20 protein-coding genes are annotated in these 25,966 nt (G+C 71.0%); 14 read left to right on the top strand and 6 right to left on the bottom strand.

All coding sequences use genetic code 11. From position 1 onward, the window contains the following. Positions 1-184 precede the first annotated feature (184 nt). The 13 genes from nirB to OHS81_RS25235 all read left to right on the top strand — a co-directional run bounded on the left by nirB (position 185) and on the right by OHS81_RS25235 (position 14,306). Entirely contained in the window at positions 185-2,839 is a 2,655-nt protein-coding gene (gene nirB / locus OHS81_RS25295; protein ID WP_328386945.1) for a nitrite reductase large subunit NirB, read from the top strand. Beyond that, entirely contained in the window at positions 2,839-3,285 is a 447-nt protein-coding gene (nirD, locus tag OHS81_RS25290) for a nitrite reductase small subunit NirD (protein WP_328386944.1), read from the top strand. The genes nirB and nirD overlap by 1 nt, the downstream gene beginning before the upstream one ends. 133 nt (positions 3,286-3,418) lie before the next feature. Continuing rightward, positions 3,419-3,934 (top strand): SRPBCC family protein, encoded by a 516-nt coding sequence (locus OHS81_RS25285; protein WP_328386943.1) that lies wholly within the window; start codon positions 3,419-3,421, stop codon positions 3,932-3,934. 101 nt (positions 3,935-4,035) lie between these two features. Continuing rightward, the gene (locus OHS81_RS25280) at positions 4,036-4,341 is read left to right on the top strand and encodes an ArsR/SmtB family transcription factor (protein WP_328391413.1); all 306 of its coding nucleotides are present in this window, start codon (positions 4,036-4,038) and stop codon (positions 4,339-4,341) included. A gap of 173 nt (positions 4,342-4,514) precedes the next feature. Beyond that, the gene (locus tag OHS81_RS25275) at positions 4,515-5,459 is read left to right on the top strand and encodes an oxidoreductase (protein WP_328386942.1); all 945 of its coding nucleotides are present in this window, start codon (positions 4,515-4,517) and stop codon (positions 5,457-5,459) included. Between the two features lie 252 nt (positions 5,460-5,711). After that, positions 5,712-7,658, top strand: a complete 1,947-nt coding sequence (locus OHS81_RS25270; RefSeq protein ID WP_328386941.1) for an APC family permease — start codon at positions 5,712-5,714, stop codon at positions 7,656-7,658. Positions 7,659-7,805: 147 nt separating this feature from the next. Continuing rightward, positions 7,806-8,621: a maleylpyruvate isomerase family mycothiol-dependent enzyme gene (locus tag OHS81_RS25265; RefSeq protein ID WP_328386940.1), complete on the top strand. Its 816-nt coding sequence runs from the start codon at positions 7,806-7,808 to the stop codon at positions 8,619-8,621. Positions 8,622-8,775: 154 nt separating this feature from the next. Continuing rightward, complete coding sequence (locus tag OHS81_RS25260) at positions 8,776-9,147, top strand: hypothetical protein (RefSeq protein ID WP_328386939.1); 372 nt, start codon at positions 8,776-8,778, stop codon at positions 9,145-9,147. 162 nt (positions 9,148-9,309) lie between these two features. Beyond that, the gene (locus OHS81_RS25255; RefSeq protein WP_328386938.1) at positions 9,310-9,627 is read left to right on the top strand and encodes a hypothetical protein; all 318 of its coding nucleotides are present in this window, start codon (positions 9,310-9,312) and stop codon (positions 9,625-9,627) included. A gap of 167 nt (positions 9,628-9,794) precedes the next feature. Next, the gene (locus OHS81_RS25250) at positions 9,795-11,054 is read left to right on the top strand and encodes an ABC transporter substrate-binding protein (protein ID WP_328386937.1); all 1,260 of its coding nucleotides are present in this window, start codon (positions 9,795-9,797) and stop codon (positions 11,052-11,054) included. Beyond that, complete coding sequence (locus OHS81_RS25245; RefSeq protein WP_328386936.1) at positions 11,051-12,061, top strand: carbohydrate ABC transporter permease; 1,011 nt, start codon at positions 11,051-11,053, stop codon at positions 12,059-12,061. The genes OHS81_RS25250 and OHS81_RS25245 overlap by 4 nt, the downstream gene beginning before the upstream one ends. A gap of 6 nt (positions 12,062-12,067) precedes the next feature. After that, positions 12,068-12,904: a carbohydrate ABC transporter permease gene (locus OHS81_RS25240; protein WP_328386935.1), complete on the top strand. Its 837-nt coding sequence runs from the start codon at positions 12,068-12,070 to the stop codon at positions 12,902-12,904. A gap of 442 nt (positions 12,905-13,346) precedes the next feature. Continuing rightward, entirely contained in the window at positions 13,347-14,306 is a 960-nt protein-coding gene (locus OHS81_RS25235; RefSeq protein WP_443058760.1) for a TauD/TfdA dioxygenase family protein, read from the top strand. A gap of 174 nt (positions 14,307-14,480) precedes the next feature. Here OHS81_RS25235 and OHS81_RS25230 read toward each other — a convergent pair whose 3' ends face one another. The 5 genes from OHS81_RS25230 to dusB form a co-directional block, all read right to left on the bottom strand. Next, positions 14,481-15,326, bottom strand: coding sequence for an ArsR/SmtB family transcription factor (locus OHS81_RS25230; RefSeq protein WP_328386934.1), 846 nt, complete (start codon positions 15,324-15,326; stop codon positions 14,481-14,483). A 628-nt stretch (positions 15,327-15,954) separates the two neighbouring features. Further along, positions 15,955-17,244 (bottom strand): hypothetical protein, encoded by a 1,290-nt coding sequence (locus OHS81_RS25225; RefSeq protein WP_328386933.1) that lies wholly within the window; start codon positions 17,242-17,244, stop codon positions 15,955-15,957. A 540-nt stretch (positions 17,245-17,784) separates the two neighbouring features. Next, positions 17,785-20,478 carry a pyruvate, phosphate dikinase gene (ppdK, locus tag OHS81_RS25220; RefSeq protein ID WP_328386932.1) on the bottom strand — a complete coding sequence of 898 codons (2,694 nt, stop codon included), beginning with the start codon at positions 20,476-20,478 and terminating at the stop codon, positions 17,785-17,787. Positions 20,479-21,040: 562 nt separating this feature from the next. Then, a complete protein-coding gene (locus OHS81_RS25215; protein WP_443058759.1) occupies positions 21,041-21,622 on the bottom strand; it encodes a MarR family winged helix-turn-helix transcriptional regulator in 582 nt (193 codons plus the stop codon). Between the two features lie 444 nt (positions 21,623-22,066). Continuing rightward, a complete protein-coding gene (gene dusB / locus OHS81_RS25210) occupies positions 22,067-23,215 on the bottom strand; it encodes a tRNA dihydrouridine synthase DusB (RefSeq protein WP_328386931.1) in 1,149 nt (382 codons plus the stop codon). Between the two features lie 164 nt (positions 23,216-23,379). Here dusB and OHS81_RS25205 point away from each other — a divergent pair, with 164 nt between their 5' ends. Next, positions 23,380-24,834: an MFS transporter gene (locus tag OHS81_RS25205; RefSeq protein WP_328386930.1), complete on the top strand. Its 1,455-nt coding sequence runs from the start codon at positions 23,380-23,382 to the stop codon at positions 24,832-24,834. Positions 24,835-24,913: 79 nt separating this feature from the next. Here OHS81_RS25205 and OHS81_RS25200 read toward each other — a convergent pair whose 3' ends face one another. Then, a complete protein-coding gene (locus tag OHS81_RS25200; protein ID WP_328386929.1) occupies positions 24,914-25,900 on the bottom strand; it encodes a helix-turn-helix transcriptional regulator in 987 nt (328 codons plus the stop codon). Between the last annotated feature and the right edge of the window lie 66 nt (positions 25,901-25,966).

Genomic DNA, 25,966 nt, shown 5'->3' with positions numbered 1-25,966 from the left:
GCGGCTGATCAGCGGTGATCAGCGGTGGGGCCGCCGCCCTCACACGGCCGCGGTCCCCACCCGGCCGCCGCCCTCACACGGGCACCGCCCTCACACGGCCGCGGCCCCGCCACTGAGGGCAGCGTTCCGCCCGGGAAACAGTGCAGATGCGGGCGGGTAACAGCCGCGCCGCAGGCTGACGGGCATGACCTCGATGCCGCCGCACCCCGATGCCACGCCGGACGCCGCCCCCGGCTCCCCCACCCTCGTCCTCATCGGCCACGGCATGGTCGGCCAGCGCTTCCTGGAGGAGCTGGCCGACCGCGGTGTCACCGAGCGGGCACGGGTGGTCGTGCTGTGCGAGGAGCCCCGCCCGGCCTACGACCGCGTCCAGCTCACGTCGTACTTCGCCGGCCGCACCCCCGACGACCTGAGCCTGGCCGGTCCGGACTTCCTGGCCCGGCACGGCATCGAACTGCACCTCGGCGACCCGGCCACGGCCGTCGACCGCACCACCCGTACGGTCACCGCCCGCTCCGGCCTGACCGTCCGCTACGACGCCCTGGTGCTGGCCACCGGCTCGTCCCCGTTCGTGCCGCCGGTGCCGGGAAAGGACAGCGCGGGCTGCTTCGTCTACCGCACCGTCGAAGACCTCCTCGCGATCGAGGAGTACGCCAAGAACGCCCGCACCGGAGTCGTGGTCGGCGGCGGACTGCTCGGCCTGGAGGCGGCCGGGGCGCTCAAGGGGCTCGGACTGCGCACCCACATCGTGGAGTTCAGCCCGCGGCTGATGGCCCTCCAGGTCGACGAGGGCGGCGGCCGGGCCCTGCGCCGTACCGTCGAGGGGATGGGGCTGGAGGTGCACACCGGCGTCGGCGGCAAGGAGATCGTCGCGGACGGGGCGGGCGCGGTCACCGCCATGGGCCTGTCCGACGACTCCCGTATCGACACCGACCTGGTGGTCTTCTCGGCCGGTGTCCGCCCTCGCGACCAGCTCGCCCGGGACTGCGGGCTGCCGGTGGGAGAGCGGGGCGGCATCGTCGTCGACGAGCACTGCCGCACCGATGACCCCGCCGTGTACGCGATCGGCGAGTGCGCGCTGGCCGCGGACGGCCGGGTCTACGGGCTGGTCGCCCCGGGCTACGACATGGCCCGGGTGGCGGCCGGCACCCTCGACGGTCAACTCGGCGGCGACTCCGGGGAGACCACCGGCTTCACCGGCGCGGACCTGTCCACCAAGCTGAAGCTGCTCGGCGTGGACGTCGCGTCCTTCGGCGATGCGCACGGCACCACGGACGGCTGCCTGGACGTGGTCTACGCCGACTCCCGCAGCGGCGTCTACAAGAAGCTGGTGATCGGCGCCGCGGGCGAGCTGCTGGGCGGTGTGCTGGTCGGCGACGCCGAGGCGTACGGGATGCTGCGGCCGCTGACCGGCACCGTTCCCCCACTGGCGCCCGAGCAGCTGGTGCTGCCCGCCGGGGCCGCGGCCGGGGGCGGCGGCGCGCCCGGCCCGTCCGCGCTGCCGGACGACGCGGTGCTGTGCAACTGCCACAACGTGACCAAGGGGACGGTCAGGGCGGCGGTCACCGAGCACTCCTGCGGCACCCTTCCCGAGATCAAGAAGTGCACCAAGGCCGGTACCGGCTGCGGCAGTTGCGTGAAGTCGCTGACCGCCGTGATGAACGACGAACTGGCCGCGTCCGGCGTCACCGTCGACACCGGCCTGTGCGGCTGCTTCCCGCACACCCGCGCCGAGCTCTACGAGATCGTCCGTACCCTGCGGCTGACGAGCTTCGCGGCGCTGCTGGACTCGCACGGCCGCCCGGAGGCACAAAACGGCGACGGCTGCGAGATCTGCAAGCCCGCCGTCGGTTCGATCATCGCCTCCCTCGCGCCGGCCGTCGGCGCCGACGGCTATGTCCTCGACGGGGAGCAGGCCGCCCTCCAGGACACCAACGACCACTTCCTCGCCAACCTCCAGCGCAACGGCTCGTACTCCATCGTGCCGCGCATCCCCGGCGGGGAGATCACTCCGGAGAAGCTGATCGTGATCGGTGAGGTGGCCCGCGACTTCGGCCTCTACACCAAGATCACCGGTGGCCAGCGGATCGATCTGTTCGGTGCCCGGGTCGACCAGCTCCCGCAGGTGTGGGCCCGGTTGGTGGCGGCCGGCTTCGAGTCGGGGCATGCGTACGGCAAGGCGCTGCGCACCGTGAAGTCGTGCGTGGGCCAGACCTGGTGCCGCTACGGCGTGCAGGACTCGGTCCGTATGGCCATCGAACTGGAGCTGCGCTACCGGGGCCTGCGCTCCCCGCACAAGCTGAAGTCCGCGGTCTCCGGGTGTGCGAGGGAGTGCGCGGAGGCCCGCGGCAAGGACTTCGGCGTCATCGCCACGTCCCACGGCTGGAACCTGTACGTGGGCGGCAACGGCGGCACCGACCCGCGCCATGCCGACCTGCTCGCCCAGGACCTGGACGACGCCGGGCTGATCCGCCTGATCGACCGCTTCCTGATGTTCTACATCCGCACCGCCGACCGCCTGGAGCGCACCTCGGCCTGGCTGGAGCGGACCGAGGGCGGCCTCGACCACGTACGGGATGTCGTCGTCCACGACTCCCTGGGGCTGTGCGACGAACTGGAGGCCCTGATGGCCGCCCATGTCACCCACTACCGCGACGAGTGGGCCGAAACGCTGGCCGATCCCGAACGGCTGGCCCGCTTCGTGTCCTTCGTCAATGCGCCCGGCGCACCGGATCCGTCGGTCCGCTTCGTACCGGAACGCGACCAGGTCAAGCCGGATCTGACACTGCTGGCCGGCCCCACTCTGCCCGTTCGCACTCTGGAAGGGACCCCCGCCTGATGGCCACCACGCTCACCCCCCTCGCCCACCCCGCCGCCGTCGGCCCGGCCACTGCCTCCGCCACGGCCACCGCATCCGCATCCGCAGCCGCAGCCGCCACAGCCGCCACGGTCGAGATCCGCTGCCCACAGGGCTGGGTCGCGGTGTGCACGATGGACGACCTCACCCCAGGGCGCGGGGTCGCCGCCCTCCTCCCGGACGGCACCCAGGCCGCGCTCTTCGCCGACCGTGCCGGGCAGGCGTATGCGATCGCCAACCGCGATCCGTTCACCGGCGCCCAGGTCCTCTCCCGCGGGCTGACCGGCTCGGCCGACGGGCGGGCGTTCGTGGCATCGCCGCTGCTCAAGCAGCGCTTCGACCTGGCGTCGGGGCACTGTCTGGACGACCCTGAGGTCGCGGTGGCGGCCTATCCCGTACGGACGCGGGGCGGGGAGCGCGACTCCTGAGACCCGCCCCGCCCCTCCCCGCCCCTCAGCACAGAGAGACATAAGCGCAACCTACCGGTTGCGCCTCCTGGCGCCACGTGCAACCATCAGATAGCACGTGAGTCCCGGAAGGGCACGACAGGAGGAGCACCCCATGGGCACCGACAGCAATCAGCACGAGGACGGCGGCGCAGGCGGCGCGAGCGGCGCGGGCGGCGCCCATGACCGCATCGAGCGGGAGATCAGCATCGCCGCACCCGTGGAGCGCGTCTGGGCCGTGCTCACCGAGCCGGAACACGTCGGCTCGTGGTTCGGCCAGGGCGGGCCGGCGCCGGTCGACCTGCGGCCGGGCGGGATCATGGAGCTCGACCACGGTGAGTACGGCCAGTTCCTGACCAAGATCGTGAAGGTGGACCCGCCGCACCACTTCTCGTACCGCTGGGCGAGCGCGCACCCCGGTGAGGTGGCGGTCGAGGGCAACTCCACCCTCGTCGAATTCACCCTCACCGAGGAGGGCGACGGCACCCATCTGCGCGTGGTGGAGAGCGGATTCGCCGGCCTCCGCATCCCCGGGGACCGCAAGAAGACCGCCGGGTACGAAAGCCACTCCGCAGGCTGGTCCGGCCAGGTGGAGAACATCCGGCGGTACGCGGAGCAGCTGGCGGCATGACGAGGGCTGGAGAGGCGGGCAGGGGGCCGGGCGGGGGCGGCGGTCAGGGCTCGGGCAGGGGCGGCGGCCAGGGCTCGGGGGCGGGCTCGGGCTCGGACGCCGTGGCGGAGGTCTTCTCCGCGCTGGCGGACCCGACCCGCCGCCGGATACTCGACGCCCTCGCCGCGCACGGCGAGGCAACCGCCACGGTCCTGGCGGCCGAATTGCCGGTCAGCCGCCAGGCCATCGTCAAACACCTGGGGATCCTGGACCGCGCCGGTCTGGTCGCCGGCCACCGGGAGGGCAGGGAGGCGCGCTACCGGGTCATACCGGAGCGGCTGGGGGTCACCGCCCGGTGGATGGACCGGGTGGCCGCCGCCTGGGACACCCGCCTCTCGGCGATCAAGCGCCTCGCCGAGGAGGAGTGAGCACGGGCGCGACGCCCGGGGCAGAGGGAGGACGGAGCGCGGAGGGCCGAGGGCGGAGGGCAGAAGACGGGCAGAGGGCGGAGGACGGGCGGAGGGCCTTCCTCCGGCCCTCTCCGGTCCCCGCCGCCCCTCCCCCACGTACTCTGGTCGCCCCCGTACGGAGGAGCACAGGCGTGACCCGGTGGAACACCAGCCACATCGCCGACCAGACCGGCCGCTCGGCGGTCGTCACCGGCGCCAACAGCGGACTCGGCTACGCCACGGCACGTGAACTGGCCCGCCACGGTGCCCGCGTACTGCTGGCCTGCCGCAACGAGGCACGGGGCATGGCCGCCCTGGACCGGCTGCGGTCCGACGTCCCCACCGCCGAGGCCGAGTTCCGGCCCCTCGACCTGGCCGATCTCTCCTCCGTACGGGACTTCGCCGCCGCTCTCGACGACTTCGACGGCGACCGCCTCGACCTGCTCATCAACAACGCCGGCGTGATGGCACTGCCGTACCGGACCACCGCCGACGGCTTCGAGATGCAATTCGGCACCAACCACCTCGGCCACTTCGCGCTGACCGGGCTGCTGCTGCCCAAGCTCCTCGCCACGCCCGGCGCCCGGGTCGTCACCGTCTCCAGCATGCTGCACGCCCTCGCCGACCTCGACTACACCGACCTCAACAGCGCGCGCTCCTACCGCCGCTGGATCGCGTACAGCCGCTCCAAGAGCGCCAACCTGCTCTTCACCCACGAACTGACCCGGCGGCTGGCCGCGGCCGGCTCCCAGGTCGTCGCGGCCGCCGCGCACCCCGGATACGCCTCCACCAACCTCATGACCGCGGGCGTCCGCATGGAGGGCCGCGCCTCCGCCGAGCGGATCATCGACTTCGGGACCGGCCTCGTCGGACAGTCCCCGGACGGCGGCGCCCTGGGCACCCTCTGCGCGGCCACCGCGCCCCATATGCGGCCGGACTCCTTCATCGGTCCGCGCAACGGCCTGCGCGGCGCCCCCGTCCAGTCCTTCCGCGCCCCCTGGACCAAGAAGGACGCCAACGGCGAGCGCCTGTGGGCCGCATCGGAGGAGCTGACCGGCGTCCACTACGACTTCGCGCCGCCGGCTGCGGCATTCTGACCGACCGGTACGGCACGGTCGGCCGTTCCCTGCACTGACCGTTCCCCGTGCCGGCCGTTCCCTGCACTGACCGTTCCCCGTGCCGGCCGTTCCCGTTCAGTCGCGCGGGCGCCGGCCGCGCCACCCGCGTCAAGATCCCGTGAAGAACACCCCGTTGCCCGCCAAGGGGCCGCCAAGGCCCATGGGCGGCGGCCGCCCCGCCCCGCACGCTGGCCTGGTCCCACACGGTGCCGCACGGAGGTACGACGCACGATGCCGATGGTGTCCCGGCCCCCTGGCCGGCCCGAGGAACCGCCGGATACCGCCACCGGCAGCGCCCACGCCGGCGCCATCGAACCCGCTCGTGCGCCCACTTGTGCGCCCGCTGGTGAACCCACCGGCGAGCCCGCCGCCGAGCCTGACGCCCGCCACCGTCTCACCACGCTCCAGGGTCTGGCCGCCCTCTCCCTCGATGCCATGGCGTCCGTCGCCTACGGCCCCGAGTCGATCGTGCTGGTCCTGGCCGCGGCAGGCAGCTACGGCCTCGGTTTCACGCTCCCCGTCACACTCGCCATCGCCGCACTGCTGGCCGTCCTGGTCGCCTCGTACCGCCAGGTGATCGCCGCTTTCCCCGACGGCGGCGGCTCGTACGCGGTGGCCAAGACACACCTCGGCCGCCGGGCCGCCCTGGTAGCGGCCGCCTCCCTCCTCCTCGACTACGTCCTCAATGTCGCGGTCTCCGTGACGGCCGGCGTAGCGGCCCTGACCTCGGCGTTCCCCGCGCTCTACGACGACCGGGCAGGGATCTGCCTGGCGGTGCTGCTGCTCATCACCGGCATCAACCTGCGCGGCATCGTCGACTCGGCAAAGGCCTTCCTCGTCCCCACCGCCGTCTTCATCGGCGCCATCCTGACGATGATCGTCGCCGGTCTCTTCCGCGACGCCCCCGCCTCCACCGTCACCGCCGACGGGCACGCCTCCGTCCTCGCCCACAACGCCACCGCCGTCGGCGCCCTGCTCCTGCTCAAGGCGTTCGCGTCCGGCTGCTCGGCGCTGACGGGTGTCGAGGCGGTCGCCAACGCGGTGCCGTCCTTCCGGGCGCCGGCGGCCAAGCGCGCCCAGCGCACCGAGGTCGCGCTCGGCGCCCTGCTCGGCGTGATGCTGATCGGGCTGTCCGTCCTGATCGGCCGCTTCCACCTCCAGCCGGTCGAGGGCGTCACCGTCCTCGCCCAGCTCGCGGACGCCTCCCTCGGCCACAACGCGGCCTTCTACGTCGTCCAGTTCGCCACCATGGTCCTGCTCGCCCTGGCCGCGAACACCTCCTTCGGCGGACTGCCCGTCCTGATGGGCCTGCTCGCCCGGGACAACTACCTGCCGCACGTCTTCGGCCTCAAGGCGGACCGCCAGGTCCACCGTCACGGCGTGCTGGCCCTCGCCGCCGTGGCCGCGGCGCTGCTCCTCGTCTCCGGCGGCGACGTCAACACCCTCGTCCCGCTGTTCGCCATCGGTGTCTTCGTCGGCTTCACGCTCTGCCAGATCGGCATGGTCCGGCACTGGCGCCTCGACCGGTCCCGCGGGTGGCGCGGCAAGGCCCTGCTGAACGGTTTCGGCGCCCTGCTCACCGGCGTCTCGGCGCTCGTCGTCACCGCCACCAAATTCACCGAGGGCGCCTGGCTCATCGTGGTCGCCCTGCCGCTGCTGGTCCTCGTCTTCGAGGCCGTGCACCGGTCCTACACCCGTATCGGCGAACGCCTCGGCCTGGGCCGCGTCCCCGAACCCCCGCACCGCGCCCCCTCCCTCGTCATCGTCCCCGTCTCGCATCTCTCCCGGCTGACCTGCGAGGGCCTGAACGCGGCGGTGTCCCTGGGCGACGAGGTCATGGCCGTCACCGTCACCTACGGCGCCCCCGAGGACCGCCCGGCCGCCGAGGCCCTGCGCCGCGACTGGGAACTGTGGAACCCCGGCGTGGAACTCCTCGAACTGCCCTCCGCCACCCGCTCCCTCGGCCGCCCCATCGCCGCGTACGTCACCGACCTGGCGGCACGGCGCCCCACCACCCGCATCACCGTCCTGATCCCGGAGGCCGAACCTGCCCACCTCTGGCAGCGCCTGCTGCAGAACCAGCGCGGCGCGGTCGTCGCCCGCGCGGTGCGCCGGGACACGGACGCGGTCATCTGCCGGCTGCGGTTCCGCCTGGAGCCGCAGGGCACCCGCTCGTGACGCCGGACCGAGCGGGAGGGGGACGGCTCGTGACGGGGAACGACTCCTGGCGGGAAACGACTCGTGATGCGGAACTGCTCACTGCTCGTGACACGGAACCACTTGTGGTGACGCTCCGTTGTCAGTGGTGCGTCCTACCGTGAGGTCATGAACTCCGCACACCCCGCCATGGATATGGATTACGACGGTCACTGCGCCGCAATCGTCGACCAGGCCGCACGGCTGGCGTCCTGCCTCACGGAGCGGGACGCCGACCTGACGACCACCGTCCCCTCGTGCCCGGACTGGAACCTCGCCCAGCTGCTCCGGCATCTGGGCGAGGCCCATCGCTGGGTCGAGGACCTGGTACGGACCCGGGCGACCGAACCCCCGCCCGAGACCGCCCTCCGCGTCCTGCCCCGCGACACCACCCAGTCCCCGGCCGAGGCTGCCGCCTGGCTCCTCGAGGGCGCCCGGCGCCTTGCGGACACACTGCGCTCCACAGGCCCCGACGTCCGGATCTGGACCCCGCTCCCCTCCGGCTCCCCGCGTTTCTTCGCCCGCCGTATGGCCCACGAGACGGTCATGCACCGAGCCGATGTCACCCTGGCGCTCGGCAGCGAGTTCACCGTCGACCAGCGCCTCGCCCTCGACACCCTCGACGAATGGATGGAACTCGGCTCCCTCCCCGAGATGTTCGACTTCCACCCCGACCGACGCGAACTCCTCGGCCCCGGCCGCACCCTCCACTTCCACGCCACGGACACCCCACCGGAAGCCGCCGCCGACTGGCTCGTCGACCTCACCGGCGACGCCCTCGCCTGGCGCCGCGCCCAGGAGCCGGCCGCCGTCTCCGTCCGCGCCCCGCTGACCGGCCTCCTGCTCCTCATTTACGGCCGTACCCCCGCTGACGACACCACCTTCGAGATCACCGGCGACGCGGAACTGCTGGAGTTCTGGCTGGCACGCGTGCTGTTCGGCTGAGGACCGGGGTCCCGGCCGCCCCCCCACTCACCCCGCCCCGCCCCATCCCGCCCCATCCCGGAGACGAACCCATCAGGCCACCGGTGCGTGGATTACGTTGACCTCGCCCACAGGCAGCAGCCCACACGAGCCAACCACCCGAGGAGAGAGCCCCATGACCGAGTCCGACCGGCCGCCGGGCAGCACTCCCGGCCTGCCTCCCACGCCTCCCCCGTTCCGTCCGCGGCTCGGACCGGAGCCCCTGCCGACGAGCGAGGCCGAGGCACTGGCGATCGGCCGGAAGCACTTCCCCGAGATCGGTTCGCCCGGCGGTCCTTCCGGCCTGTTCGTCCACGAATTCGACATCGGTTACCTGATCCACGCGAGCTGGCCGCGCCCCGAGGACCCCACCGTCCCTCCCGCGGCGCCCGGTGGCAGCAACATCGTCATCTCCAAGATCGACGGCGAGGTGTCGGACGTACCCAACTTCCCTCCCGAGGCCGCGGTGGAGCTCTACCACCGCCACTACAGGCGCCGGACCTCCTGACGCTCCCGCAGAAGAGGCAGGGAAGAGGGAGCGGAAGGGACAGCAGCAAAATGATCAAAATTCTGGATCGAGGCACTTCAGGCCTACTGGCTTCAGACGGCGAATTCCCCACATGACACCCCACCGGTTCTCAGGCGAGACAGTGCGCAACAGGAGCAGAAAATGACCAGTCCGCAGGCCCCTCTCACACCGCCCACCACCCCCGAGGAAGCGCTCGCCCTCGTCCGCAGCCGCTATGCCGAGCCCAAGCTGCCGGACGGCTCCCCCGCCCCTCTGCACGTCCACGAATTCGACATCGGCTACCTCGTGTACGCCGCCTCCCCCCGCACACCGGACGCATCCGGCCCCCCGCAGCCGGCCCCGCCCGGCGGGTCAAAGATCATCGTCGCCAAGGACACCGGCGAAACCGTCACCGTGCCCAACTTCCCCACCGAGGCGGCCATCGAGCTGTACCGCAAGCAGCGTCAGGCCCATCCGTAACGGGCGAGGGCGGACCCTCGGGCTACCACCCATACCGGAGCCCCCCTCCCCCGGCCCCGTTTCGTGCAGATGCCATGCGCGCTTCACAGTCGTGCGGCAGAGTGGACGGTCGCACCGTCGGTGATCGTCGATCACCGGTAGGTTACGAGCGCAGGGGGCGACGTGCCATGACGGAGATCAACAGGCGGCGGCTGTTGGCGGCCGGCGGCGGGGCGGCCCTTGCCGCGGGGCTGGCGACCGCGTGCGGGTCCAACACCGGGCGGGGCAGCGGTGGTTCGGGGCCCGCGCTCAGCCAGTGGTACCACCAATACGGGGAGCCCGGGACCCAGCAGGCCGTGAAGCGGTACGCCGCCGCGTACCGGAAGGCGAACGTCTCGGTGCAGTGGCGGCCGGGTGACTACGACCGGCAGACGGCGGCCGCGCTGCTCACCGACTCGGGGCCGGACGTCTTCGAGGCCAACGGGCCGCTGCTGGACCAGATCCAGGGCGGTCAGGTGGTCGACCTGACCGCCGAGGTCGAGCCGGTGAAGGACGACTTCCACCAGGCCGTGCTGGCGCCGAAGATCTGGCAGGACAAGATCTGGGGCATCCCGCAGGTCGTCGACATGCAGCTGCTGTACTACCGCAAGAGTCTGCTGGAGAAGGCCGGGGTGCAGCCGCCGCAGACGCTCGACGAGCTGGTGGACGGGGCGAAGAAGCTCAGCGGCAAGAAGTCCAAGGGGCTGTTCCTGGGGAACGACGGCGGGGTGGGCGTGCTCGGCGGGACACCGTTGTTCGCCGCCGGGCTGAGCCTGATCACCCCGGACGGCAAGGCCGGGTTCGACGATCCGGCCGCGGCGCGCACCCTCGGCAAGATCCGGCAGCTGTACGCGGACACGTCGTTGCTGCTGGGCGCGCCCACGGACTGGTCCGATCCGGCCGCGTTCATCCAGGGGCTGACCGCGATGCAGTGGTCGGGACTGTGGGCGCTGCCGCAGATCGAGAAGGCGCTGGGGGACGACTTCGGGGTGCTGCCGTTCCCGAAGGACGGGAGCGGAGGGAAACCCTCCGTTCAGGTCGGTGCCTACGGCTCCGCGGTCAGCGCGCGGAGCACGCGCAAGGCGGAGGCCAAGGCCTTCGCGAAGTGGCTGTGGGTGGACCGCACCGACTACCAGCAGGACTTCGCACTGTCGTACGGGTTCCATATTCCGGCGCGGATCTCGCTGGCCGAGAAGGCCCGGCAGTTGCAGTCCGGCCCGGCGGCGGACGCGGTCCGGTTCTCGACCGATCACGGCTATGCCGAGCCGCTGTTGTGGACGACCGCGGACCGCACTGCCTATCAGGACGCGCTGAGCCGGATCATCAAGGACGGCGCCAACCCGGAGAGCGAGCTGAAAAGCGTGGTGCGCAAGGTCAATGCCGAGCTCCAGCGGGTCAAGAAGAAGTGACCGCGGGCGGGACCGAAGAAGCGGTCACAGACGTACCGGCCCCGCGTGCCGCGGCGGGAGCGGGGGCGGAAGCCGGCCCCCGTTCGCCCGGCACCCGATGGCTCGGCCCGCAGCGGCGGAACCTCTGGTTCTGGGTCTTCGTCGGGCCGTTCGCGATCGGGCTGGGGCTGTTCACATACGTACCGCTGGTGTGGAGCGTCTACCTGAGCTTCTTCGACGCGCACAACACCGTGAGTCCGGCCGGCTCGGATTTCGTCGGGCTCGGCAACTACGGCACGATGCTGAGCGATCCGGCATTCCTCGGCAGCCTGGGCACGTTTGCGCTGTTCACGGTGTTCATCGTGCCCGCGACCTATGCGCTGTCGCTCGCACTGGCGCTGATGGTGAACCGGCTGCGCTTCGCCCAGGCCTTCTTCCGGTCGGTGTTCTTCCTGCCGACGGCCTGCTCGTACGTCGTCGCGGCGGTGATCTGGAAGCTGTCGGTCTTCAACGGGGTGCGGTTCGGGCTGGCCAACACCGTGCTGGGGTGGTTCGGCGCGGATCAGACCGCCTGGCTGTCGACGACCGATCCGCCCTGGTACTGGCTGGTCATCGTGACCGTACGGCTGTGGCTGCAGGCCGGGTTCTACATGATCCTGTTCCTGGCCGGACTGCAGCGGATCTCACCGCAGTTGTACGAAGCGGCGGCGGTGGACGGGGCACGGCCGGGCTGGCAGGTCTTCCGGCACATCACCTTTCCGCAGTTGCGCGCCACATCCGTGGCGGTGGTGCTGCTGTTGGTGATCAATGCCTTCCAGGCGTTCGACGAGTTCTACAACCTGCTCAGCGATGCGCGCGGCTATCCGCCCTACGCCCGACCACCGTTGGTCTATCTGTATTACACGGCGCTCGGACAGGACCAGAACCTCGGGCTGGGCAGCGCGGGTGCGGTGATCCTGGCGCTGATCATCGCGGTGGCGACGGTCGTCCAGGCCCGCTGGTTCGGCCTCGGCCGCAAGGAGGAGTGAGCACCGATGCATGACGCGCTGACCAGAGCCGGGCGCGCGCTGCGGGTCGTCGCCGTGATCGCCCTCGCGCTGCTGTTCCTCATCCCCTTCTACCTGCTGGTGCGGAACGGGCTGGCCACCGAGCGGGAGATCACGGCCCCTGACTGGACCCTCTTCCCGCACGAGCTGCAGTGGTCGCATCTCACCGAGGTCTTCCGGGATCCGAACCTCCCCCTGGGCCGGGCGCTGCTCAACTCCACGCTGATCGCGGTGTCGACGACCGTCGGTACGGTCCTGCTGGCCTCGCTCGCGGGGTACGGCCTGGCCCGGATCCCCTACCGGCACGCCCCTGTCGTCTTCTACGCGATCCTGGGGACGCTGATGGTCCCGGCGGCCGTGACGTTCGTGCCCAGCTTTGTGCTGGTGTCGTCGCTCGGATGGATCTCCACCCTGCGGGGCCTGGTCATTCCGACGCTGTTCAGCGCGTTCGCCTGCTTCATCTTCCGGCAGTACTTCCTGGGCTTCCCCAAGGAGCTGGAGGACGCGGCGCGGGTCGACGGGCTCGGCTACTGGCGGACGTACTGGCGCATCGTGGTGCCCAATGCCCGGCCGGTCTTCGCCGCTGTCGCCACCATCGTCTTCATCGGTGCCTGGAACGCGTTCCTGTGGCCTCTGGTGATCGGACAGGACCAGGAGGCCTGGACGGTGCAGGTGGCGCTGTCGACGTTCACCACCGCGCAGAACCTCAATCTGCACGAGCTGTTCGTGGCCGCGGCGGTCTCGATCGCCCCGTTGGTGGTGGTCTTCCTGCTGCTCCAGCGGTACATCGTGGCGGGGGTGGAGCGCAGCGGGATCGACGACTGAGGCATTGAGCCCACCCGTCAGGAGGGGGTACGGTGCGTGGCATGAGCACGCACCCGACCGTCCGTGAGGTGGCGCCGCGCGAGAGCGGCCCCCGCGGCGAGTGTGCGCCCCGCGGCCTGAGCTTTCTGCGCCGCCGAGGCCGGGTGGGATCTCCCCCGGCCGGTTGTTCCTGTACGGCCTGACGGCTTCCCGCGGTGCCGGCTTCCCGCACTGGCAGCCTCCCGCGCCGACGGCGTCCTGCAGGGACGCGTTCATGCGCTGACGGCCTCGTGCGCTGACGGGTTCACGCACTGACCGTTCCTGCCCTGACGTGCGGCGGGCGGTGGTCCGTCCGGCGGCCGCGTCCGCCGTGGCCGCACCACACTCCGCCCCCGGCCAGACACATGGCTCCCCTCTCCCTCCCTCCCACCCACCTCCCTCTTCTCCCGATCAGGAGGATCAGTTGACAACGCTCGCCGATTCCGCGGCTTCCCCCGCCCCCGCACCCACCACCGCCCTGCGCCCCCACCGCATCCCCGCCGACGGCCTGTACGAAGGGCACCGCGTCCTGCGCCGCACTCCCGACGACTGGGAGGACCGGCCGTACGAGCGCTTCGAGGTCGTACCGCAGGCGGCCACCATCGGGGCCGAAATCCGTGGGCTGGACCTGTCCCGTCCGCTGTCCGACGGCCTGCGCGCGGAGCTGAACCGGGCGTTGCTGGAGTGGAAGGTGCTGTTCTTCCGCGGGCAGCATCTGAGCTCCGCGGCACAGCGCGAATTCGCGCGCAATTGGGGTGAGCTGGAGAGCAACCCGTTGCTGGCGTGGGGCGATTCGAAGGATGTGGTGCGGTTCGACAAGGCGGCCGGCGGGGTCCCGACGTTCGAGAACGTATGGCACACGGATGTCACGTTCCGCGAACGCCCGGCGCTGGGTGCGGTGTTGCAACTGCGGGAGGTGCCGCCCGCCGGCGGGGACACCATGTGGGCCGATATGGCCGCGGCATACGACAATTTGCCTCCGGAAATCCGGGCACGGGTCAATGGAGCACGGGCGGTGCACGACTATCTCCCGGGTTTCGCGCGCTTCTACTCCGCCGTTCAACTGTCGCCATTCCAGGAGCAGTTCCCGCCGGTCGAGCATCCGGTGGTGCGCCGGCACCCGGAGACCGGGCGGCGGATGCTGTTCGTCAACGCCTCCTTCACCACCCGGATCGTGGGTCTGGAGGAGGCGGAGAGCGACCGGCTGTTGCGCGTGTTGTTCCAGCAGGCGCAGGTGCCGGAGTTTCAGGTGCGGTGGCGCTGGCAGGCGGGGGACCTCGCGTTCTGGGACAACCGTGCCACCCAGCACTACGCGGTGAACGACTACGGGACGCACCGCCGGGTCGCCGAACGGGTCGCCATCGCGGGCGACCGCCCCTACTGACCGCGGGCCTGGCGTGTCTGCCGCCCGTCAGGACGTACCTGAGGGGCGGCAGCCGGCGCCGGACCTGCGGCAGCCGGCGCCCGACTTGCCGCAGGACGCCCCGGGCACGCGGCACAGCATCCCCGTCGCGCGGCACGGCGAACCCCACGCGCCCGGAAGCGTGCCCGGCGCCGCTCACCCCAGCCGTTCGTACGCCGCCGCTTCCGCCGGACGCGCACCGCGCAGCAGGGCCGCACCCAGCGGGGTGAGGGTGTGCAGCACCGCGTTGCCCTGCCGCAGGGTGACCAGCAGGCCGGCATCGCGGAGCACCGTCGCATGCTGGCTGGCGGAGGCCAGCGAGACATCGGCGCGCCGGGCGAGTTCGCTGGTGGTGCAGCCGACGCCGATGCCCTGGAGTATCGCGGAGCGGGTCTGGCCGACGAGCCGGCCGAGGGAACGTTCCGGCGGGACCGGCGGGGTGAGCCGCGGCGCCGGGTGTTCCACGGGGTAGACCAGCACGGGCGTCAGGTCCGTGTTGTGGAAGGTGACCGGGGTGCGGCGGCAGAAGTACGACGGCAGCAGCAACAGCCCCCGGCCGCCGAGGTGGAGATCGCGGTCCACCGGATAGTCGGCCTCCAGTACGGGCGGGCGCCAGCGCATCATCGGCGGGAGCGAGGCGAGCAGCCGGTCAGCGCCGCCGTCGAGCAGCGCCCTGCCACGGGCGGCCCGGTCGGCCTCGATACGGCCCTGGACCCGCGGCCAGTACGGGGCGACGGCCGCCTCGTAATAGCGCTGGAGGATCCCGGCGAGCCTCCCGAGGGCGCGGGTGTCGCCCTCGGCCATCGCCCGTATCCACGACGGGAACGGGCGGGTGGCCGTGGAGAGCCGGGCCAGTTCCTCGTGCAGCCGGACGGCCGGCGTCTCGCGCAGCGCGGCGAGCGCGTCGGTCATGCCGAGGAGCCCTTCGGCGGGCGTCAGGAAATCGGGAAAATACCCGCGGGTGGGCACGAGCGGCGCCAGCAGCCGCGCTTCGCCATTCAACCTTCCGCGCGTTTCCGATCGCCATTTGCCGAACGCCGAATCGTCCCGTCGGTCGCGCAGCCGGTGAAAGCTTAAGACGGTCTCCCACAGTGCGTCCGGGCGTGCCGCAATGCGCACACGGGCCAGATCGAGTCCACTGAAATGGACGCGTAACACCGAAACCCCCACCTCTGGTTTCCTCAGTCGACCCCCGGCACGCCTGAGTATGCACGCCAACACGCGCGGTCACCATGCCCTTTTGGCCAGACTTGAAAGTGGTCGCGCCACCGGGCCGGGTGGAGGAAAGCTTGTACTCAATTCAGCGGCGGTGCGAACGGACCGGATTGCTCGATCCCGTGGGGGGTGATGGGCAACCACCCGGCCGCTCGCCAGCCCCGCTGAAGGCCGCACCCCGCGCCGACCGGGGTGACGGCAGCTCCCGAGGGGGGAGTCCGGAAAGAGCGAGGGCGGCACCTCCGCACAGGTGCCGCCCTCGTCCGTCTGACCTGCGAAGTTGCCGCACAGGCAGGAGCCGCACGGGCCCGCATCCAGCACTCGGATGCGGGCCCTCTTCGGTGCCTGGCAGCTGGTGCCCGGGATCAGCTGATGCCTGGGGCAGTTGCTGCCCGGGATCAGTGGGCGCCTGGGGTCAGTTGGTGCCCCGGGCCCCGCGGTGACGGCGGACGGCGAAGACCGCCCCGGTGCCGAGCAGCACGGCGCCGCCGCCGACGAGGGCGAGCTGCGGCACGGCGGGCGACGCACCCGTCGTGGCGAGGCTGCCGCCGGTGACGGCCGATGCCGGCTGGGCGGAGGCGGTGGAGCCGGCGGACGAGGAGGAACCGGTCTGCGCGGCCGACTTCGGCTTCGGGCGGTCCTTGTCCTCGACCTTGCCGGGCTTCGCCTCGCCGACCGTGCCGGGCTTGCTGCCGGCCGGCAGCACCTTGAAGACGTAGCGGTTCATGGGGCCGTGGACACACGGGTTGTACGCGTCGGAGGCGTCACCCGCGAGGAGGGCCCAGGCATCGATGGCCGGGGCCTCCTTTTCGAGCGTCATCCGCATCTTCACCTCGGTGCGGGCGCCGGGCTTCATGCCCTTGACGGAGGCGATGTGGGAGGGGCCCTCCGTCAAGTCCAGCGCGCGCCAGCCGGAACCGTCGGCCCACTGCACCTTCATGAAGTGCTGCTCCTGGACCTTGGCGTTCAGCTGGAAGAACACCAGCGGGTCCACGTCCAGCGTGCGGTCGGTGGCGTTGGCCACGGTGAACGAGAAGTCGACCGTGGTCCCGGCAACCACCTTGGAGGGCAGGCGGTTCGCGAGGACGGTCAGGCCCGGCACGCGTACACAGCCGGCGGCAGCGGCGAGCGCCTTGTCGGCCGCGTCCTTGGCCTTGCGGGCCTCGGCCGAGGCGTTCAGGACCTTGTTCCACTCCCGGAGCGCCGCGACCTGGGCGTCGTTCCATGCGTCCCCGGCCACCTTGCGCTGGGCGTCCGCGTTCGCCTTGGCACCGGCAGCAGTCTTGGCTTCGGCCTCGGCGGCGCTCAGCGCCTCCTGGGCCTTGGCCTTCCCTTCCTCGTCCTTGGCCTCGTCCAGGGCGGCCCTGGCGTCCGTGACGGCCTTGTCGGCGGCGGTCCTGTCGGCGGCGGCGGCCTTGGCCGCCTTGTCCGCGGCGAGGTAGGCCGCCTTGAGCGGATGGGAATCCTGGTCCAGGGCTTCCATGGTGGCGTTGATCTTCTCGCGGCCGGCCTTCTCGGCGACAACCGCGTCCTCGTACGCCTTCTTCGCGTCGTCGGCGGCCTTCTTCAGTTCCGCGTAGGCCGGCTTCTGCTGCGTCTGCGCCGGGGTCTTGGTGTCGGCGAAGGCGGTGCTCGCGGAGAGCAGGACCGCAGGCGCGGTCACAGCGGCGACGGCCGCGGTCGCGAGGGTACGGCGAAGGTTCACTGGAGACCTTTTCCTGGTCAAGAGAAGGGAATCCGCCGCGTGGGCAGGGCGCTCAGGCGTGCGGGATGCCTGGGATCTTATGACCGATATAAGGCCTAACGGCAATGAAAAAATCACTTGGCACGAGTGCTCCCGCCCTCGCCCCCGGCGGGTAAATCGGGGCAATGCCGAGCAGTTGCCCTCTTTGCCGCAGGTTTTTCTGTGATCTAACCAACGGGACCTTCCGACCGGCCCGCGCCGGCCTTCGGCAGCTCTGCGGCTGCCTTGCGGCTGCCCTTCAACTGCCCCGCAGCGCTGGGGCGTTGCGTCGCCGCACCGCAAAGACACCGGTCCACCGCGGACGGGCGTCCGCCGACCAAAGACCGAGGGCGGCACCTCCGCACAGGTGCCGCCCTCGTTGGGGTGCCGGAGCCGACAGCCGGGCGGCTGAGGGTGGGGACCCGTACTGCCGGGCTCCGGTGGGTCTTTCACGCCACCGCGGGCACACTCGGCGCCCGCGGTGACCGGCGGGGGCAGTGGTGCTCACTGCCCCCGGTGCGGTCAGCGGCTGTCGCTGCCCTTGGACTCCGCGGCCGCGCGGCCCGCCTCCAGCCGTGCGACCGGGATGCGGAACGGGGAGCAGGAGACGTAGTCCAGTCCGGCCTCGTGGAAGAAGTGGACGGACTCCGGGTCGCCGCCGTGCTCGCCGCAGACCCCGAGCTTGAGGTCCGGGCGGGTGGCCCGGCCGGCCGCGGCGGCGTTGCGGACCAGGGCGCCCACGCCGTCCTTGTCGATGGTCTCGAACGGGCTGACGCCGAAGATGCCCTTCTCCAGGTACGCGGTGAAGAAGCTGGCCTCGACGTCGTCCCGGCTGAAGCCCCAGACCGTCTGCGTGAGGTCGTTCGTACCGAAGGAGAAGAAGTCGGCCGACTCGGCGATCTGTCCGGCCGTGAGGGCGGCGCGGGGCAGCTCGATCATCGTGCCGAGGGTGAGCTTGAGGCTGACGCCGTGGGCCTTCTCGACCTCGGCGATGACCTGCTCGGCCTCCTCGCGGACGATCTCCAGCTCCTGGACGGTGCCCACCAGCGGAATCATGATCTCCGCACGCGGGTCGCCCTTGGCGTTCTTCCGCTCGGCGGACGCCTCGGCGATGGCGCGCACCTGCATCGCGAACAGACCGGGGATGACCAGGCCGAGGCGCACACCGCGCAGGCCCAGCATCGGGTTCTGCTCGTGCAGCTTGTGCACCGCCTGCAGCAGCCGCAGATCGTTCTCGTTGGCGTCCTTGCGGGCCTCGGCGAGCGCGACCCGCACCGACAGCTCGGTGATGTCGGGCAGGAACTCGTGCAGCGGCGGGTCCAGCAGCCGGACCGTCACCGGCAGTCCGTCCATCGACTCGAACAGCTCGATGAAGTCGGCCTTCTGGAGCGGCAGCAGCTGGGAGAGCGCGGCGTCCCGGTCGGTCTCGGTGTCGGCCAGGATGAGGCGCTCGACCATCTCGCGGCGCTCACCGAGGAACATGTGCTCGGTACGGCACAGGCCGATGCCCTGGGCGCCGAAGCGGCGGGCGCGGGCGGCGTCCTCGGCATTGTCGGCGTTGGCCCGTACGCGCAGCCGGCGTACCCGGTCCGCGTAGGCCATGATCCGGTGGACGGCCTTGACCAGCTCGTCGGCGTCCTCGGCGCCGGCGTGCATCCGGCCCTCGAAGTACTCCACGACCGGGGACGGCACGACCGGCACCTCGCCGGCGTAGACCTTGCCGGTGGAGCCGTCGATGGAGACGACGTCGCCCTCTTCGATGACGGTGCCGTCGCTGGTCGTCAGCCGGCGGGCCTTGGTGTCGACCTCCAGCTCCTCGGCGCCGCAGACACAGGTCTTGCCCATGCCGCGGGCGACGACGGCGGCGTGCGAGGTCTTGCCGCCGCGGGAGGTGAGGATGCCCTCGGCGGCGATCATGCCGTTGAGGTCGTCGGGGTTGGTCTCGCGGCGGATCAGGATGACCTTCTCGCCGGAGCGCGACCACTTGACGGCGGTGTACGAGTCGAAGACGGCCTTGCCGACCGCCGCGCCCGGGGAGGCGGCGATACCGCGGCCGATCGTCTCGGACTTCGCGCCGAGGTCGAAGCGGGGGAACATCAGCTGCGCCAGCTGCGCGCCGTTGACCCGCTGCAGGGCCTCGGCCTCGTCGATCAGGCCCTGGTCGACGAGCTGGGTGGCGATCCGGAAGGCGGCACCGGCGGTGCGCTTGCCGACCCGGGTCTGCAGCATCCACAGCTTGCCGCGCTCGATGGTGAACTCGATGTCGCACAGGTCCTTGTAGTGCGTTTCGAGCGTTTCCATGATCTGCATCAGCTCGTCGTACGACGCCTTGTCGATGTTCTCGAGGTCGGCGAGCGGCACGGTGTTGCGGATACCGGCGACGACGTCCTCGCCCTGCGCGTTCTGCAGGTAGTCGCCGTAGACGCCCTGGTGGCCGCTGGCGGGGTCGCGGGTGAAGGCGACGCCGGTGCCGGAGTCGGGGCCGAGGTTGCCGAAGACCATGGAGCAGACGTTGACCGCGGTGCCGAGGTCGCCGGGGATGCGCTCCTGGCGGCGGTAGAGCTTGGCGCGGTCGGTGTTCCACGAGTCGAAGACCGCGCGCACCGCGAGGTCCATCTGCTCGCGGGGCTCCTGCGGGAAGTCCCGGCCGGTCTCCTTGGACACGATGTCCTTGAAGTGCGCGACCAGGCTCTTGAGGTCGGCCGCGTCCAGGTCAATGTCGACGCGGATGCCCTTGGCCTGCTTGGCCTCCTCCAGCGCCTCCTCGAAGAGCTCGCCGTCCACGCCCAGCACGGTCTTGCCGAACATCTGGATCAAGCGGCGGTAGGAGTCCCACGCGAACCGCTCGTCACCGGCCTGCGCGGCGAGGCCGGAAACCGATGCATCGGAGAGGCCGATGTTGAGAACGGTGTCCATCATGCCGGGCATGGAGAACTTCGCCCCGGAACGGACCGATACGAGCAGCGGGTCGTCGGCCTGACCGAGCTTCTTGCCCATCTTCTTCTCAAGGGCGTCCAGGTGCTCGGAGACCTCGGCACGCAGTGCCGCGGGCTCGGTGCCGCTGTCGAGGTAGACCTTGCAGGCTTCGGTGGTGATGACGAAGCCGGGAGGGACCGGAAGTCCCAGGTTGGTCATCTCGGCGAGGTTCGCGCCCTTGCCGCCTAGGAGGTCCTTGAGGTCCTTGTTGCCCTCGGTGAAGTCGTAGACGAACTTCACGGACGAAGGCTGGGTTACGTGGGGATCTTGCGTTTCCGGCACGGCACTGACTCCTCGCCGACGGGCTGCCCTGACGGCGAGGAACATACCCAGATCGAAGGCGCATGGGTACGTCCACTTGGTCGACATGCGTGCGTAACCAGCCGTCCGCCACTGGATCGAAAGTGATCATGCATTCGGCGGTAACTTCATTACCTGAATGCATCACTCCGCTACGCTGTCGAAATGGGGGTTGTGTGCTACTCAGAGCAACGAATGGCGTAATTACTCGAACACATGACGCATGGCACCCGGTGCCACCATTGGAGAGATGGAGCCCCACTGCTAGCGCTCATCTGAGCGCAACCCCTATCAGGGGTGGCGAGAATCACGCGCTCATGTGTGACCCGGTCCCATCATTTGGACCGTCTTCAGCATCTCGCTCACGACCTGTTCAAGGAAGACATCCGCCGGGACACGCACCCGATGCCCTGCGGTCGGCGGATCCGAGCATCGGCATCGGGCCAAGTTCCCGGCCCACGGTTCTCGGCCGCCCCTCTCGCTCCTCGCCCCCTCAGCCCCCTTACCCCTTGGCCCGGCGCCCGCTCCGTCGTGGCCGGGGGTCCTGGCCGTCCAGCAGCTCCAGGCGCCGGTCCGCACCCCGGGACTCGACCTGCAGCACGATCCGGCCCAGCAGATCCGCCAGATCCAGCGCCTCGTCATCGCTCAGGGCCTCGGTGACAAAGGCTTCCTCGGTGTGAAACTCCGGGAAGACCCTGATCATCAGCCGCTCACCCTCGGGGGTCAGGGACAGCAGGGCGAGCCGCCCGTCGGCCGGGTGGGTCTTGCGCTCCAGCAGGCCGCGGCCCTGGAGTGTGCGGGCGACGCCGGTGAGCGTGCCCTTGGAGATGCCCGCGTCCTCGGCGACCCGCCGGGTCTCCCGCTCGCCCCAGATCCAGACCACCCACAGGACGACGAAGGAAGTCCAGGTCAGCTCGGCGTCGCGCAACACGGAGTTCTCGAAGTACTGCCTTACGGCGGCCGCGGCGCGATAGATGCTCGCGACCGCGGCCATCCGCTCATGGCAGACGGGGACGGGGGTGTCACCGAGTCTGGCCTGGACCGCCTTCTCCGTGTCCGCTAGGGAACGGTGCCCGCTCTCCACCACAGCTCCCTCGGCTTCCGCCCGGTCCGTAGTGCCCGGCGCCCGCATGTGCCCGGCCCGTGACACTCAGTGCCTTTATGGACCCAAACGGTAGCGGCGGGTGGTGGCCGTCCGCTCGCCGACACGCCCCGCACGCCCCGGGTGCCCCGGTCCGTACAGGGGGAGCGGCGCCGCTGCTTCCGCCGGGCCCGTCCCCCGTACGGGCCCGGCGGAGGTCCACCGATTCCTCCGGGCGGCCATCAGCGCGCCGCACTCATACTGCTGCCCGACGTAACGTCAGGGTCAAGCCCCGGCCGGTGGGGAGCCGGTGAGTACCGCGTGAGTACCTGCGGCAAGGGTGCACCGCTCGGCAGCCGGGGCGCCTCGGCCTCCCGTACGAAAGCGAGCCCGGCACCTCCGCCACACGGGGGAGGTGCCGGGCCGTGAACCAGGGTCCGGCCGGCCTCAGCCGCCCGACGTGTCCAGCTCCGCGTCGGCGTCCACGCCCGCGCAGTCGTAGGGGTCGTCCAGCCAGCCGTCCGGCAGGACGACGCGGTTGCGGCCGGAGGTACGGCCGCGCGGGCCGTCCGCGCCCACCGGCCACGGCTGGTCCAGGTCCAGCTCCGACAGCAGCGCGTCCAGCTCGTCGAGCGAGGAGGTCACCGCCAGGCCGCGGCGCATCTCGGAGCCGATCGAGAAGCCCTTGGTGTACCAGGCGACATGCTTACGGAAGTCGATCACTCCGCGCTTCTCGTCGCCGATCCACTCGCCGAGCAGCGTGGCGTGCCGCAGCATCACCGCGGCGACCTCCTTGAGCGTGGGCTGCGCGTACCCCCGGGAGGCGTCGCCCCCGGTACCCGTGTCCTCGAAGGCGGCGACCAGATCGCCGAACAGCCACGGCCGTCCCAGGCACCCGCGCCCGACGACCACCCCGTCGCAGCCGGTCTCCCGCATCATCCGCTGCGCGTCGTCGGCCGACCAGATGTCGCCGTTGCCGAGCACCGGGATCTCCGGGACATGCTCCTTGAGGCGTGCGATGGCGTCCCAGTCGGCGGTGCCGCCGTAGTGCTGGGCCGCGGTCCGCCCGTGCAGGGCGATCGCCGTGATGCCCTCCTCGGCGGCGATCCGCCCGGCGTCCAGGTAGGTGATGTGGTCGTCGTCGATGCCCTTGCGCATCTTCATCGTGACCGGCAGCGTCCCCGCGTTCGCCACCGCCTCGCGCAGGATCGAGCGCAGCAGGTTCCGCTTGTACGGCAGCGCCGAGCCGCCGCCCTTGCGGGTCACCTTCGGGACCGGGCAGCCGAAGTTCAGATCGATGTGATCAGCCAGGTCCTCTTCCGCGATCATGCGGGCGGCCTTGCCGACGGTGTCCGGGTCGACGCCGTACAGCTGGATCGAACGCGGCTTCTCGGTCTCGTCGAAGTGGATCAGCTGCATGGTCTTCTCGTTGCGCTCGACCAGCGCCCGCGTCGTGATCATCTCGCTGACGAACAGGCCCTTGCCGCCGCTGAACTCCCGGCACAGCGTCCGGAACGGGGCATTGGTGATCCCGGCCATGGGCGCGAGCACCACGGGCGGCTGCACCGTATGCGGACCGATCTGCAGCACAGTCATGACGGCAATACCTTCGGCTTTCTTCGGCTTTCTTCGGCTTCCTTCGGCGGGACGGGCGAGCCGCGGCCGTACCGGCGGTCCGGCCACCGCGATCTCCCATTGTCCCGCACCGCGGGAGTGGCACTGCCGGGACCGGGCACCCAGGATCGTTGTAACGTTCAACCATGCCTGATCCCAGCCGCCGACGGCGTCTCCTGGTGCTGGCGATCTGCTGCATGAGCCTGCTGATCGTCAGCCTCGACAACACCATCCTCAATGTCGCCCTGCCGTCCATTCAGCGCGAGCTGCACGCCTCGGTCGCCGGTATGCAGTGGACGATCGACGCCTACACCCTGGTCCTGGCGGCGCTGCTGATGCTGTCCGGTTCCACCGCCGACCGGCTCGGCCGGCGCCGGGTGTTCCTGGTGGGACTGGTGGTCTTCGCGGTCGGTTCGCTGCTGTGCAGCCTGGCGCCCGGCCTGGAGTGGCTGGTGGTCTTCCGGATGGTGCAGGCCGTCGGCGGCTCGATGCTCAACCCCGTCGCCATGTCGATCATCACCAACACCTTCACCGACCCGCGGGAGCGGGCCCGCGCGATCGGGGTGTGGGGCGGGGTCGTCGGCATCAGCATGGCGGCCGGGCCGGTGATCGGCGGGCTGCTGGTGCAGAGCGTCGGCTGGCGCTCGATCTTCTGGATCAACGTCCCGATCGGGGCGCTGGCGTTCTTCCTGACCCTGCGCTACGTCCCGGAATCCCGCGCTCCCAAGCCGCGCCGCGTCGACCCGGTCGGTCAGCTGCTGGTGATCGCGCTGCTCGGCTCGCTGACGTACGCGATCATCGAGGCCCCGGATGCCGGCTGGACGTCCCCCGAGATCCTGGTGTTCGTACTGGTGGCGGTGGTGTCCCTGGCCGGTCTGGTCGCCTACGAGCGGCGCCGTAGTGAACCCCTCATCGACCTGCGGTTCTTCCACAGTGTGCCGTTCAGCGGGGCCACGATCGTGGCGGTGTGCGCCTTTGCCGCGCTCGCCGGCTTCCTCTTCATCAACACGCTGTACCTGCAGAACATCCGTGGTCTGTCCGCTTTGGACGCCGGTCTCTACATGCTTCCCATGGCCGGGATGACGCTGATCTTCGCGCCGGTATCGGGGCGGCTGGTCGGCAACCGGGGGCCCCGGCTGTCGCTGCTCCTCGCCGGTACGGCGATGGGGGCGAGCGGGCTGCTCTTCGCGGCCTTCGACGCACAGGCCACGAATGCGTTGCTGTTCACCGGCTATGTCCTGTTCGGTATCGGATTCGGCCTGGTCAACGCCCCGATCACCAATACCGCGGTGTCCGGTATGCCGCGTGCCCAGGCAGGGGTGGCCGCCGCCGTCGCCTCCACCAGCAGGCAGGTCGGGCAGTCGCTCGGCGTCGCGGTGATCGGCGCCGTACTGGCGGGCGGGGCCCACGCCGCCGCCTCCGCGGACGCCTTTGTCGCGGCCGGCCGCCCGGCGTGGTGGATCATCGCCGGCTGCGGTGCGGCCGTGCTGCTGCTCGGGGCCCTGACCACGGGCCGGTGGGCGAAGGCAACGGCCGACCGCACGGCGGCGCTGTTCGACGACGAGGCACGGGGGCGGCAGGCGGCGGACGCACGGTCGTAGGGGGCGGATGGCCGGGGTGCCGACGGCTGGGGTGCCGACGGCCGAGGGCCAAGGGCCGGGGTGCCTCTCCGGGTGCCCCTCAGACGGTGACGAGCGCCGGGGGCTCCGCTGACCGCGCCGACCGCGCGGCCTCCGCCGCCAGCTGTTCCAGCCGCTCCCGGGTCACCTCGTCGACCGGTGTGTAGGACAGCAGCTTGGGGCCGGGGTTGGGCCCCGTCCACAAGCTCGTGGAGGAGAGTTGCAGCGCGCCCACCCGGGGATGCCGGAAGAGCTTGAGGGAGCTCATCGGGCGGATGACTTCATGCTGTGCCCAGATCTCCCGGAATTCGGCCGACGCCTCCGTCAGCCGCGCGACCAGCGCCTTCCAGGCCGGCTCCGCGACATGCTCGGCCATCGACGCCCGGAACTTGGCGGCCATCACCCGCATCGTGGCGTCCAGGTCGACCACGCTCGCCCGCCACTCGGGGTGGGTGAACGCCAGCCACATGCAGTTGCGGTCCTCTTCGGGCAGCGCATCGAGGTCGCACATCAGACGGCCGTACGTGGCGTTGTAGGCGAGGATGTCGAAGCGGCTGTTCTGGAGGACGGCCGGGAACGGCTCCAACTGGCGCAACATCTGCCGCAGTTCGCGCGTGACGCCGGTGCACTCCGTGCCCGGCGTCGGGTCGATCGCCCCGGCCAGCGCGAACAGATGACTGCGCTCGGCGCGGTCGAGCAGCAGCGCACGGGCGACCGCGTCCAGGACCTGCGGCGAGACGTGGATGTCCCGGGCCTGTTCGAGCCAGGTGTACCAGGTGACCCCTACGGCGCCCAGGTGCGCGACCTCTTCCCGGCGCAGTCCGGGGGTACGACGGCGGGCGCCCCGCGGCAGCCCGACCTGCTCGGGCGTGATCCGCTCCCGCCGGCTGCGCAGAAAGGCGGCCAGCTCGGCCCGGCGGGCGGCGTCGTCGCTCGGGGTGGTGGCGTGCCGTGGAGTGGTCGCGTGCGGCGGGGCAGTGGCGTGCCGCGGGGCGGTGTCGCCGTCAGGGCCTGTGGCAGTCTGCGTCAGGGGCATGTCCACGGTCATGGCTCCAGGGTGCCGCAGTACGGAGCCGGTTGCCAGGTAGCACCGGTACCAGGATAAGAACACTCT

This window comes from Streptomyces sp. NBC_00400 (genome assembly GCF_036048035.1).
Taxonomy (GTDB): Bacteria; Actinomycetota; Actinomycetes; order Streptomycetales; family Streptomycetaceae; genus Streptomyces.
This window is presented reverse-complemented; position numbering and strand designations above follow the sequence as displayed.